This window comes from Saccharothrix sp. S26 (assembly GCF_021390395.1).
In the GTDB taxonomy this organism is placed as follows: Bacteria; Actinomycetota; Actinomycetes; order Mycobacteriales; family Pseudonocardiaceae; genus Actinosynnema.
Window position 1 is genome coordinate 134,824 of record NZ_JAJUWT010000007.1, and the last position, 12,609, is coordinate 147,432.

The window sequence follows — 12,609 nt, forward strand, 5'->3', positions numbered from 1 at the left end:
TCAGCTCCTGACCAGTCCGAGGCCGCTGTCCGCGCGGCGCTCCACCACCCAGCCGTCGGGCAGGGCGTTGTCGTGCTCCAGCGAGACGTGCATCGCGTGCGTGCGGGCCACCGAAGGCTTGGCCAGGGCGAGGTTCACGCCACCGGTGAACCTCGCGTCGGTGAAGTCGATGGGCTCGGCGAACTCGCACCCCTCGAAGCTCACCGCCCCCGTGCACGCGGCGCCGGCGAACTTGGTCGCGCCCAGGAACCTCGTCCCGGTGCAGTCCACCCGGTCCGTGCCGGAGAACCGGCTGAACCAGGCCTTGCCGTGGAAGGTCATGTGGTGCAGGTACAACCGGCCGGTGCTGTCGACGTCGGTGAACCACGCGCCGCCGCGCACGACGGCGTGGTGGAAGGAGTTCGACTGCCTGAGCCGGGCCGCCCGCAGGACCAGGTCGCCGACCCGGCGGTGCGAGAGGTCGAAGTACTCCAGGTAGGCCCTGGTCAGGTCCAGGTCGTAGGACGGGGCGCCCTCGACGTCGGCGCGCGGCAGGAGGTCGGCGACCAGCCGCTGCGCGGTGAGCCGGACCTCCAGTTCGTCCCGGTCCTCCGGCCGGCCGTCGAACGGCCGCCGCAGGTACGCGCACAGCACGTCCAGCACGGTCTGGGTGTACTCGACGCGGGAGCGCGCCAGCCCGGCCAGGGCGTGCATCGCGCCCACCCGCACCTGCTCCGCGTCATGACCGAGAAGTTCCACCGATCGAGCGAACCGTTCGTCGGCGACCCGCGACCGATCGTGTTCGGCCCGCGCGTCCTCCAGCTTCTGCCGGGCGGCCTCGATCCGCTGCCGGTCCTCGTCCGTGCGCCGGCGCCGGTCGTTGAGCCACAGCGCGTACAGCGCGACGATCGCGCCGCCCGCCAGGCCACCGGTCTTGATCGCCTCGTTCTTCGGCGCGCCCGGGTCCACGACGAACAACCAGCCCGCGACCAGCAGGAACGCGCCGATGGAGCCGGTCAGCGTGGGCACCAGCAGGCTGCGCCCGCGCCGGTGCTGCACCACGAGCAGCACGACCGCCACCACCGAGACGACCGCGCCCGCGATCCACAGGTACCCCACGGGCCGTCATTCTTCCCGGTGATCACCTCGGCGGCGGGCGATTGGAGAACTCGCGCAATCCGACGGTGTGCTAACTCACCGGATTGGCCCATGATGTGGGTGTCACCGCAACGGTGGGAACACGAGCGCGTCAGAGGAGAGATTTCGCGTGGACAGCGTGGAGCGGCCCACCTGGGCGCCGGGTGACATCGACCTGGCCCGCCCGAGCATCGCGCGGGTCTACGACTACTGGCTCGGGGGCGCGCACAACTTCGCCGTCGACCGGGCCGTGGCCGACAAGGTGCTCACCGACGTGCCGATCATCAAGAGCATCGTGCTCAACCACCGGGCGTTCCTGCGGCGCGCGGTGCGGTTCATGCTGTCGCGCGGCATCCGCCAGTTCCTCGACCTGGGCTCCGGCATCCCCACGGTCGGCAACGTGCACGAGATCGCCCAGGCCACCGACCCGTCCGCCCGGGTCGTCTACGTCGACGTGGACGCCGTCGCGGTCGCGCACGGCCGGGCCATCCTCACCGGCAACGAGCTGGTCAACGTGCTGCAGACCGACGTGCGCGACGCCAAGCAGGTGCTGTCCTCGCCCGAGGTGCAGGGCCTGCTGGACTTCGACGAGCCCATCGGCGTGCTGATGATCGCCCTGCTGCACTTCGTGCCGGACGCCGAGGACCCGTGCGGGATCGTGGCCGACTACCGCGACGTCCTGCCCGGCGGCAGCTACCTGGCGATCTCGCACGCCGGGTTCGAGGAGGGCGAGTGGGACCCGGCGTGGGACGAGGCGAAGAGCGTCTACAACCGCGGCGTCAGCGAGATGTGCTTCCGGTCGAAACGCGAGGTCGAGGTCATGTTCGACGGGTTCGAGCTGGTCGAGCCGGGCGTGGCGCGGCTGCCGCTGTGGCGGCCCGAGTCGCCCGAGGACGTGGACCCCGACGCCGCGCACTTCATCAGCTTCGGCGGCGTGGGGCGGAAGGCCTGATGGACGGCCACGGTGCCGGTCACCTGCCCGGTCGGTTTGTCGACCGCGCGCCGCGACCGGCCGTATCCTCTGGGTTGTGGCGGTAGGCCGGCGGACATGACGGAACAGGTTGACCATCGGGTGGCAGCACCGGGCCGATCGAACCTCGACCCCGCCGTACTGGCCGGGGCGGAGTCCTTCGCCCGCACCTGGGCCACCGCCGTCATCGGGAGCAGCTACGTCCCCATGACGCGTGCCGAGGTCGCCGAGCACCTCCAGGCGTTGACCGAGGTGCTGGTGCACGCGCTGCACGCCAGCCCGTTCCGCACCGCGCCCGGCTACGAGATCGGCGCGCGGCTGGTCGAGGCCCACTTCACCGGCACCGACACGCTGGGCCGCACCGTGCAGCTGCTCGGCGACGACCTGCTCGGCGAGCTGGGCATCCAGCCCGACGAGCTGATGCGGTCGAGGCTCGCGGCGTTGCAGGGCGCGCTGGCCGCCGGGTACGCCCGTGCGCTGCGCGAGCGCACGCTGGCCGAGCAGGAGGCGATCCGCGCGGCCGTGCTGGACGCCCGTGACCAGGCCGAAGCCGCGTTGCGCGCGTCCGAGGCGCGGTTCCGGGCGATGTTCACCGAGGCCGCGATCGGCATCGGCATCGCCGACATCGAGGGCCGCATCCTCGACGTGAACCAGGCGTTGCAGGACATGCTGGGGTTCAGCGTCGAGGAGATGCGGCAGTACAACATCCGCGACCTGATGCACCCCGAGGACGGCGGCAGCGTCTGGCGGCTGTACGACCAGCTCACCGCGGGCGAGTGCGACCACTACCGGGCGGAGAAGCGGTTCCGCCGGGCCGACGGCGAGCAGGTGTGGACGCACCTGACGCTGTCGCTGGTGCGCGACGACCACGGTGACCCGCAGTACCAGGTGGCGATGATCGAGGACGTCACCGACCGCCACCTGTTGCAGAACCGGCTGCGCTACCAGGCGTTGCACGACCCGCTGACCGGCCTGCCCAACCGGGCGCTGTTCCTGGAGCGCCTCGGCCGCGTGTTCAACAACCGGGCACGCCACCGCGCCGGCCTGTGCTACCTGGACCTGGACGGGTTCAAGGTGATCAACGACAGCCTCGGCCACGACATCGGCGACCAGTTGCTGGTCGAGGTCGGGCGGCGGCTGGACCACTCGGTGTCCGGGGAGGGGAAGCTCGTCGCCCGGATGGGTGGCGACGAGTTCGTCATCCTGGTGGAGGGCTCGCAGGACACGCAGGACATCGTCGACGTCGCCGACCGGGTGCTGCGCGAGCTGGAGTCGCCGATCCGGATCGGCGGGCACGAGCTGACCGTGTCGGCGTCGATCGGCATCGTGGAGCGCGCGCTGTCCGGCACCACGGCGGCCGACCTCATGCGTGACGCGGACATCACGCTGTACTGGGCGAAGGCGGACGGCAAGTCCCGGTGGGCGCTGTACAACCCGGAGCGCAACGCCAAGGAGGTCGCCCGGTTCACCCTGTCGGCGACGATGCCGGCGGCGTTGGAGCGCGACGAGTTCTACGTGGACTACCAGCCGCTGGTGCGGCTGGAGGACAGCACCGTGGTCGGCGTGGAGGCGCTGGTGCGCTGGCAGCACCCGGAGTTCGGGCGGCTCGCGCCGGACCGGTTCATCGAGCTGGCCGAGGAGACCGGGCTGATCGTCCCGCTGGGCCGCTGGGTGCTGCGGCGGGCGTGCGAGCAGGCGCGGCGGTGGCTGGAGGAGTTCGGCGACTCGGCGCCGTTCGTCTCGGTCAACCTGGCCGTGCGCCAGTCCCGCGACCCGGAGCTGGTGCGGGACGTGAAGCGGATCCTGGACGAGTGCTCGTTGCCGCCGCACCACCTCCAGCTGGAGCTCACCGAGAGCGCGATCATGGGCACCGCCGACGAGCCGCTGGAGGCGCTGCGGGCGTTGTCGGAGATGGGCGTGCGGATCGCGATCGACGACTTCGGCACGGGCTACTCGAACCTGGCCTACCTCAAGCACCTGCCCGTGCACGAGCTGAAGATCGCGGGCTCGTTCATGGAGGGCCTGCGCGCGGCGGACGAGGAGGACGCGGTGGACGTCCAGATCGTCTCCACGCTCGTCCAACTGGCCCACGCGCTGCAACTGGGCGTGACCGCGGAGGGCGTCGAGACCCCGTCCCAGGCCAAGCGCCTGCACCGCATCGGCTGCGACACGGGCCAGGGCTGGTTCTTCGCCAAGCCGATGAAGCCGGAGGAGATCGACGAACTGCTGCGCCGCTAGGCCAGGTCCACGACCACCTTCACGTCGTCGGACTCCTTGTCCAGAGCGTCCATGAACCGCTCCAGCGGCACGCGCCGGGTGATCAGGCCGTTCAGCCACGGTCGGCTGGCCTGGGACAGGGCCTCGGCGGCGGCCAGGTAGTCGGGCAGGCCCGCGTTGACGGTGCCCACGACGGTCTTGTTGCCCAGCACCATGCCATCGAACACGCCCGGGTCCAGCGGCACGGGGGTGTGCTCGCCCGAGAGGCCCGCCAGCACCGTGACGGAGGCGCGGCGGGCGCACTCCCAGATCAGGGGTGCGGCGCCGGTGCACTCGATGGCCACGTCGACCTCGGCGGTGACCTCGTCCACGTCCGGGTGGTAGGTCGCGCCCAGGGCGGTGACCAGGTCGGGCTTGCGGCCGTCGGTGACGCGGTCGACCACGTGCACCGCCAGACCGCGCTGCACGCCCAGCAACGCGGCCAGCAGGCCGATCGGGCCCGCGCCCGTGATCAGCGCCGACCGGACCGGCAGGTGCGACCGCGCGGCCGCCGCCGACGCCTGCGCCCACGCCTTGGCCACCACCGACGTGGGCTCGGTGAGCACGCCCGCGTCACCCAGCGTCGGGTCGAGCTTCACCGCGAACTTCGGCGGCACGGTCCAGCGCTGCATCCCGTACCCGTCGAGCTCCTTGATGCCGCGCTCGGTGTACTTGCCGTTGCGGCAGAAGTCCCACGCGTCCACCGCGCACGCCGGGCACGGCTCCGGGTCGGGGCGGCGCACCACCCCGGCGACCAGGTCGCCCTCGTAGAACCCGCAGTCCTCGGGCGCGAACAGCACCCGGCCCAGCGACTCGTGGAACGGCACGATGCGCTCCCGGCCGGGCGGCAGCCACCCGAAGCCGTCGCGGATGATCTCCACGTCGGTGCCGCACATGCCCGCCAGCAGGCCCTCCACCAGCAGCTCGTCGTCCACCGGCCCGACCTCGCGGTCCACCACGCGGGACGCCGCGGGCTCGCCCGGCACGACCTCCGCCGCCCTCACGCCGCACCGCCCCGGTGGCGCTCTTCGCGGGTGTGGCCGCCGTGGAGCACCGCCGCGCTGTTCACCAGCGCCAGGTGGCTGAACGCCTGCGGGAAGTTGCCGAGCATCCGCCCGGTGCCCGCGTCGTACTCCTCGGCCAACAGGCCCACGTCGTTGCACAGGTCGACGAGCCGGTCGTACATCGCCAGCGCCTCCTCGCGTCGCCCGGCCAACGCCAGCGCGTCGACGTACCAGAACGAGCACGCCAGGAAGCTTCCCTCGACACCGGCCAACCCGTCCACTTCGGACTCGCCGGGCGACGTCCCGTACCGGTCGACCAGGTCGCCGTGCTTGAGCACCCGCCCGATCGCGTCCACGGTCGCCAGCACGCGCGGGTCGTCGCCGGGCAGGAAGCCCACCGCCGGGATGAGCAACGTGGCCGCGTCCAGCTCCGTGCCGCCGTAGTACTGGGTGAACGCGCCCACCGACGCGTTCCAGCCCTTGGCCAGCACCTCCGCGTGCACGGCCGCGCGCAGCTCCCGCCACCTCTCCACGGGACCGGGCAGGCCGAACTCCTCCACCGCCCGCACGGCCCGGTCGAACGCCACCCACAGCATCACCCGCGAGTGGGTGAAGTGCCGGTCCGGCCCGCGCACCTCCCACAGCCCCTTGTCGGGCCGCTCCCACACCTTCTCCAGGTGCCGCATCATGCCGCGCTGCATGGCCCACGAGTCCGGCGTCTCGCCGAGCCCGCGCTCCCGCGCCAGGTGCAGGGCGTCCATGACCTCGCCGTACACGTCGAGCTGCAACTGGCGGTAGGCGGCGTTGCCGACCCGCACCGGCCGCGCGCCCCGGTAGCCGGGCAGCCAGTCGACCTCCCACTCCACCAGGTGCCGCTCGCCGCCGAGGCCGTACATGATCTGCAGGTCGGCCGGGTCGCCCGCGACGGCGCGCAGCAGCCACTTCCGCCACGCCTCGGCCTCGCCGGTGCAGCCGAAGTTGTCCAGCGCCAGCAACGTGAACGTGGCGTCGCGCAGCCAGCAGTACCGGTAGTCCCAGTTGCGCTCGCCGCCGAACGTCTCCGGCAGCGACGTGGTCGGCGCGGCCACGATCCCGCCGGTCGGCGCGTAGGACAGGCCCTTCAACGTGATCAACGACCGCCGCACGACGTCCGCGTGCGGCCCGTCGTAGTCGATCCGCGACGACCAGGCCAGCCAGAACGCCTCGGACCGCGCCACCTCCGCCAGGGCGTCCACCGGCGCGGGCGGCTCGTCGGGCGAGTACGCGAACTCCATCACCCACGACAGCCGCTCACCCGCCGAGATGGTGAACTCCGCCTCGTGCGCGCGCTTGCCGTGCACCCGGTACGGCAGCCGGTCGCCGTACAGCGCGACGGCGGACGGCCCGGCGAGCGCGACGATGCACTCCTGCCCGTCCCGCTCACCGCGCCGCACCCACGGCACCGAGTCGGCGTAGGCGAACCGCAGCACCCACCGCAACGACATCTCGACCTGCCCGGACACGCCTTCCAGCACGCGCACCACGCGCGTGTCGGCGTCCCAGTCCTCCTGCTCGGGCGGCATGGTGTCGATCAGCCGCACCACGCCGTCCACGGTCTCGAACTCGGTCTCCAGCACGAGGCTGCCGTCCCGGTAGGACCGCCGCACCGACAGCGGTTCGGCGACCGGCGCGATCCGCCAGTGCCCGTCGTCCTCGGTGCCCAGCAGCCGCGAGAAGCACGACGGCGAGTCGAACCGCGGCATGCACAGCCAGTCGATCGAGCCGTCCCGGCCCACCAGGGCCGCCGTCCGCAGGTCGGACAGCAGCGCGTAGTCCTCGATCCGTCCAGGTCCTGTGTCTCCCACCCCGCCGACCCTACGTACCCGCGTTTGACCACGCGCGCCGTTGCGCATCCAGAAGGGCATGACCTCCTTAGTCGCGGTGCTGCTGGCGAGCGCGTTGACCGTCCCCGGTCCTCCGGCCACCTACGCGCCGGCTGACAAGCAGGGGTTCGGCACGGCCCGCCAGGCGAGCAGCCCGGTCTGGTTCACGCTCGGCCGCACCGGTCCCACCGAGGTCTTCTACCCCGACCTGAGCACGCCCGCGACGCGTGACCTGCGGCTGGTCGTCGACGGCCGCGCGGTCGAGGGCCGCACCGAACCCGTCGGCCGGCTGCGCTACCGCCAGTCGTTCCGGGGCGACGGCTGGCACGCCGAGGTCACCTACACCACCGACCCGTCCCGGCCGACCGTGCTGGCCGACGTGCGGCTGCGCGCCGAACGGCCGGTGGACGTGCGGGTGGTCTTCGACCCGAACCTGTCCCGTGACGGGGACGACGACACCGCCGTCGAGCACCCCGAGGCGCTGCTGGCGCACGACGCGAAAGCCGCGAGCGCGCTGGTCGCCGACGAGCCGATCACGGCGCACAGCTCCACCACCGGCAACGTCATCCAGACCGGGAAGCTGCACGTGGACGGGGTGCGCGACCGCGCGACGACCTTGGCGATGGGCTTCGGCGCGCACGTCGAGGAGGCGTTGACCACGGCGAGGGCGTCTTTGGTCGAGGGCTTCCCCAGGCACGCCCGCCGGTACGACCAGGGCTGGGACGACTACCTCAAGGGCCTGAAGCGGCCGAAGAGCGCCGACCGCGACCTCTACGACACGTCGATGATGGTGCTGGCGGCGACCGAGGACAAGCGGCACCCCGGCGCGTTCATCGCCTCACCGAGCTTCCCGTGGGCGTTCGGGTTCGACCGCACGATCGCGCCGGAGTTCGGCTCGTACGCCCTGGTGTGGCCGCGTGACCTGTACCAAGTGGCCAGTGCCATGCTCGCGGCCGGTGATCGTGGGGCGGCGGAGCGCGCGCTCGACTTCATGCTTCACGTGCAGCAGCAGCCCGACGGGCACCTCCCGCAGAACACCAGGGTGGACGGCGAGCCGTACTGGACCAACGTCCAGCAGGACGAGCAGGCCGCGCCGATGCTGCTGGCCTGGCTGCTCGGCCGGGCCGACAGGTCCACTGTGGACAAGCTGGTGGCGGCGGCAGAGTTCGTGATCGCCCAGCCGGACGCGCCGTTCACCCAGCAGGAGCGCTGGGAGAACCAGAGCGGCTACTCGCCGGGCACGATCGCCGCCGAGATCGCCGGCCTGGTCTGCCTGGCCGACCTGCTCCAGCGGTCGGGCGACCCGCGCGCGGCGCGGTACCTGGCCGTCGCCGACGACTGGGAGCGACGCCTGGAGGGCTGGACGGTCACCCGCACCGGCCCGTTCTCGCCCGACCCGTACTACCTGCGGCTCACCAAGGACGGCCGGCCGGACGCGGGCACCGCCTACAACCCGGGCGACAACCACCCGACCGCGATCGACCAGCGCGCCGCCGTGGACCCGAGCTTCCTGGAACTCGTGCGGCTGGGCGTGCGCGCGCCCGACGACCCGGTCGTCCGCAACACCGTCCAGGTGGTGGACGAGCAGCTGATGGTGGGCCGGTTCTGGCACCGGTACAACGGCGACGGCTACGGCGAGCGCGCCGACGGCGGCCCGTGGAACATCGGCCAGGGCCGCACGTACGGCCGGCTGTGGCCGATCTTCGCCGGTGAGCGCGGCGAGTACGAGCTGCTGGCCGGCGACGTGGCGGGAGCGCGGGCTCGGCTGGCCGACATCGCGTCCACCGCGAACCCCGGGCGGATGCTGCCCGAGCAGGTCTGGGACGGTCGCGGCACCACGTCGGCGACGCCACTGGCCTGGACGCACGCCCAGTACGTGCGGCTCGCGTGGTCGATCGACGCCGGCCGGCCGGTGGAATGGCCCTCGGTGGTGGCGTGCCGCTACGCGGGCTGCTGACCGCGGTCACCCGCGTCACGTTGTCGGCATTGCGCCTGACGGGTGACGGTGATCCGATACGTTGGTCCTCATGCGCCGTGTCGTGCCGCTCATCGCCGCCCTGGCCCTGCTCGCGGGCTGCTCGCAAGCCACGGACGGGTCCGCCAACCCCGGTGACCGGACGCCGACGACCACCGCCGAAGGCGGGACGTCGAGCCGGCCGACCTCCGCCTCCGGGCAGGCGTCGAAGCGGCCGAAGACGATCAACATCGATGACACCGACCCGTGCGCACTGCTGACCGAGGCGCAGCGCGCCGAGTTCGGCCTGAACCAGCCGCCGCAGCCGGGCGGGCAGCCGGACAAGAAGAGCTGCACGATCAGCCGCGAGGACCGCAAGTACTTCGTCGGGATCACCGCCGACACCACCGCCGGCATCGACGACTACGCCAAGTCCAAGGGCAAGGTCACCCAGCTCGAGGTGAAGGGCTTCCCCGCGCTGATGGTGGAGGCGAACACCCAGCTCGGGCTGTCGTGCTCGGTGGACGTCGACGTCTCCGACGGCCAGGTGGTCGACGTGCAGGCCGCCAGCCTCGGCGAGACCGACCTGACGGCCCTGTGCCAGGTCGTGCAGCCGGTCGCAGCGGCCGTCGTGGCGAACTTGACCAAGTAGAACTGCTCCCTTTGCGGAGGGAACCGCTCACCCGCGTCACGCATCAGAGCTAGAGTCGTCCCAGATGCACACGCTGGGGTATGTGCAGCACTGAGGAGGGGTGTGCCGTGTTCATCGCGGATGGTGGTGGCGGGGGAACGACGCCGACGACGCTGCCCGACTACGCCGGGGCGCAGCGCAAGCTCAGCATCGAGCCCTCGGCGATCCCGGCCGCGCGCAAGGTCTTCTCCGACGCGTTGAACCAGCTCGAAGCCAGGCTCACCGACGCGATGACGCAGCTCGAGGCGAAGCCGTGGGCGGGCGACCCGGTGAGCGACGAGACCGCGCAGCGGTTCAACCGGGACACCTTCGAGGCGGGCGACTCCGCCGGCCTGGTGGCGCTCAAGGCGTACCGCGAGCAGCTCAAGGGCGTCGTCGAGCAGCTCACCGCGATCGAGGCCGACTACCGCCGGGTCGAAGGCGACAACACCGCGTCCTGGGGACGCATCAACAACGGCTGACCTTGCTGACCTACGCACCCGAGGGGGGCGAGCACGATGGGTGACCACCGCTGGCGCGGGTATGCCCACCCCGATCTCTACCGGATGATCAACGAGGGCCCGGGCGTCGCCGCGTCCCGGCCGCTCGAGGACTCCTGGAAGTCGTTGTCCGAGGCCCTGGGCGAGATCGACACCTCGATCCAGGAAGGGCTCGCCAAGCTCGGCGCGAGCTGGGAGGGCGAGACCGCCGACACGACGACCGCCTCGCTGTCGCCGCTGGCGGCGTGGGCCGCGGACGCCCAGCAGGGTTCCAACACGATGGAGACCTCCGCCCAGCTCCAGGCGGAGTACATCGCCAACGCCCGCAAGGAGATGCCCGAGCCGGTGCCGGTGACCACCGAGGCGCCGTCGCTGGGCGACAAGATCCTGGGCGGGCTGACCGGCCCGGTCGGCATGATGCACGTCATCCAGCAGCAGCAGGACCACGAGCGGCAGGAAGCGGCGCAGGACAACGCCGAGGCCAAGGCCGTCGAGGTGATGAACAACTACCAGTCCAGCAGCGAGTGGAACGCCGACACGCTGGGCAAGTTCGTCCCGCCGCCGAAGGTCGTGATCGACACCCCGCCGCCTGCCGGCGCGGGCGAGTACAACAACTCCAGCGCGAACTACACCTCCACGCCGACCTGGACGGCCCCGAGCGGCGGCGGTGGCACGACGACCACCTCGTGGGCCCCGCCGTCGACCGGCTCGCAGGTGACGCTGCCCGGCCAGCTGCCCGGCACGGGCGGCGGCAACACCACCCCGTCGTGGGCCCCGCCGTCCACCGGCACGCCGACGCCGCCACCGCCCACGGTGAACCCGCCGGTGAACCCGCCGGTCCGGCCGCCCGTCGGCCCGGTGCCCCCGCCCACGTGGACCCCGCCGAAGCCGCCGACCGACGGTCAGCGGCCGGTGCCGCCGAGGGTGCCGACCGGTCCCGGCGGGCCGCGCCCCGGCCTGCCCGCCAACCGGGTGCCGGGGATGCCCGGCATGCCGGGCGGTCCCGGTGGCCCCGGCGGTCACGGGCCCAACGGCCCCGGCATGCGTCCCGGTGTGCCCGGGATGCCCGGCGCCGGGATGCCCGGTGCGGGCCTGCCCGGCGGCAGCAACCCGGCCGGCCTGCCCGGTCGCGGCGGTGTGCCCGGCGCGGGCGGCTTCGGCCCCGGCGCGGGCGTCCCCGGCGCGGGCGGCCCCGGCGCGGCGGGTCGCCCCGGTGGTCCCGGCCTGGCCGGTGGCGCGCCCGGCGCGCACGGCGGCGAGGGTGAGGACGACCTCGAGCACAAGGCAGCCGACTACCTGGTCGAGACGAACGACGTGTTCGGCGACGACCGGCTCGTCGCGCCGCCCGTGATCGGGGAAATGCCGCAGTAGGGATCTCGCGGTGCACGGGCTCGCGTCGACTCGGCGCGGGCCCGTGTCCGCTGTTGGAGGGACGGGGACAGCGGTGACGTACTTCGGGGGGCCCGCGGAGCGGGAGCCGATCGAGCTCTCGGCCGAGGAGTTCGACGTGCTCTGGGAACGCCTCGACCTCGGCCAGATGCCCTTGGTGATCAAGGTGCCCTCACCGGGCAAGACCCACGCCGAGCGGGCCGAGCTGGAACGGCGCGTCTGGCACGGCATCGGCGCGCGGGGCCTGGGCGGTCCGACCGGGCTGCACCCGGAGCTCGACCACCTGCTGCGCATGTTCAGCAGGCCGGAGCGCGAGGTCGACGGCCGGGTCTGGATCGGCAAGAGCGTGCGGGTGCTGGCCGTGGCCAACGGCGACGACGGCGCGGTGGCCACGCTCACCGACAACCGGCTGACGTTCCGGCGCGCGGCGGGCAGCGGCCTGCCGTCGGCGGTGCTCGCCGCGCTGCCCGCGCACCCGGCGGGCACCGGCCACTCGGTCACCATGCCCAGCGCCGACCTGGAGGCCGCGGTCAAGAAGTCCGACGGCTCGCCCAAGAGCCTGGAGAACTGCCTGCGCGAGCACGGCGTGCGCCAGGAGGACGCGGTCACGCTGGTGAAGATGTTCACCGGGCTCGTGCACACCGGCAACTTCGGCGCGGCGGCCCGCGACAAGTACGGCAAGCGGTGCCGGCCGGACCGGGTGGTCGCCTTCTTCGACACCGAGGACGGCCGCTACCTGCAACAACGGCGGGCGTCGAACGGGTCGGCACCGTGGAGCACGTTCAGCCCGACCGACTCACGCCGGCTCGCCCACCAGGTCGACGAACTGCTCGCCGAAGCGGTGCGCGCCGCGCGGATCTGACCCGCGCACCGGCCGCGGCCGATAGC

The 12,609-nt window shown here is 72.5% G+C and carries 10 protein-coding genes; 7 read left to right on the top strand and 3 right to left on the bottom strand.

All coding sequences use genetic code 11. The features are described from left to right. The gene (locus LZG04_RS13025; protein WP_374202813.1) at window positions 1–1,098 is read right to left on the bottom strand and encodes a pentapeptide repeat-containing protein; all 1,098 of its coding nucleotides are present in this window, start codon (window positions 1,096–1,098) and stop codon (window positions 1–3) included. 148 nt (window positions 1,099–1,246) lie between these two features. Between LZG04_RS13025 and LZG04_RS13030 the strand changes: the two genes are divergently transcribed. Further along, the gene (locus LZG04_RS13030; protein ID WP_233816517.1) at window positions 1,247–2,068 is read left to right on the top strand and encodes an SAM-dependent methyltransferase; all 822 of its coding nucleotides are present in this window, start codon (window positions 1,247–1,249) and stop codon (window positions 2,066–2,068) included. 96 nt (window positions 2,069–2,164) lie between these two features. Next, window positions 2,165–4,324, top strand: a complete 2,160-nt coding sequence (locus LZG04_RS13035; RefSeq protein ID WP_233816519.1) for a bifunctional diguanylate cyclase/phosphodiesterase — start codon at window positions 2,165–2,167, stop codon at window positions 4,322–4,324. Here LZG04_RS13035 and LZG04_RS13040 read toward each other — a convergent pair. Then, a complete protein-coding gene (locus LZG04_RS13040) occupies window positions 4,321–5,346 on the bottom strand; it encodes an alcohol dehydrogenase catalytic domain-containing protein (RefSeq protein ID WP_233816521.1) in 1,026 nt (341 codons plus the stop codon). The two genes, LZG04_RS13035 and LZG04_RS13040, sit on opposite strands and share 4 nt — an antisense overlap. Beyond that, window positions 5,343–7,238: a glycoside hydrolase family 15 protein gene (locus LZG04_RS13045; protein ID WP_374202820.1), complete on the bottom strand. Its 1,896-nt coding sequence runs from the start codon at window positions 7,236–7,238 to the stop codon at window positions 5,343–5,345. The genes LZG04_RS13040 and LZG04_RS13045 overlap by 4 nt, the downstream gene beginning before the upstream one ends. A gap of 10 nt (window positions 7,239–7,248) precedes the next feature. Here LZG04_RS13045 and LZG04_RS13050 point away from each other — a divergent pair, with 10 nt between their 5' ends. From LZG04_RS13050 to LZG04_RS13070, 5 genes are all read left to right on the top strand, one after another. After that, window positions 7,249–9,165, top strand: a complete 1,917-nt coding sequence (locus LZG04_RS13050; RefSeq protein ID WP_233816525.1) for a glycoside hydrolase family 15 protein — start codon at window positions 7,249–7,251, stop codon at window positions 9,163–9,165. Window positions 9,166–9,235: 70 nt separating this feature from the next. Further along, complete coding sequence (locus tag LZG04_RS13055) at window positions 9,236–9,814, top strand: DUF3558 domain-containing protein (RefSeq protein WP_233816527.1); 579 nt, start codon at window positions 9,236–9,238, stop codon at window positions 9,812–9,814. Window positions 9,815–9,921: 107 nt separating this feature from the next. After that, a complete protein-coding gene (locus LZG04_RS13060; protein ID WP_233816529.1) occupies window positions 9,922–10,314 on the top strand; it encodes a transcriptional regulator in 393 nt (130 codons plus the stop codon). Between the two features lie 36 nt (window positions 10,315–10,350). Further along, on the top strand, window positions 10,351–11,703 hold the full coding sequence (locus LZG04_RS41700) for a PPE domain-containing protein (protein ID WP_267936182.1): 1,353 nt from the start codon (window positions 10,351–10,353) through the stop codon (window positions 11,701–11,703). 73 nt (window positions 11,704–11,776) lie between these two features. Beyond that, the gene (locus LZG04_RS13070) at window positions 11,777–12,583 is read left to right on the top strand and encodes an ESX secretion-associated protein EspG (RefSeq protein ID WP_233816531.1); all 807 of its coding nucleotides are present in this window, start codon (window positions 11,777–11,779) and stop codon (window positions 12,581–12,583) included. Window positions 12,584–12,609: the final 26 nt, after the last annotated feature.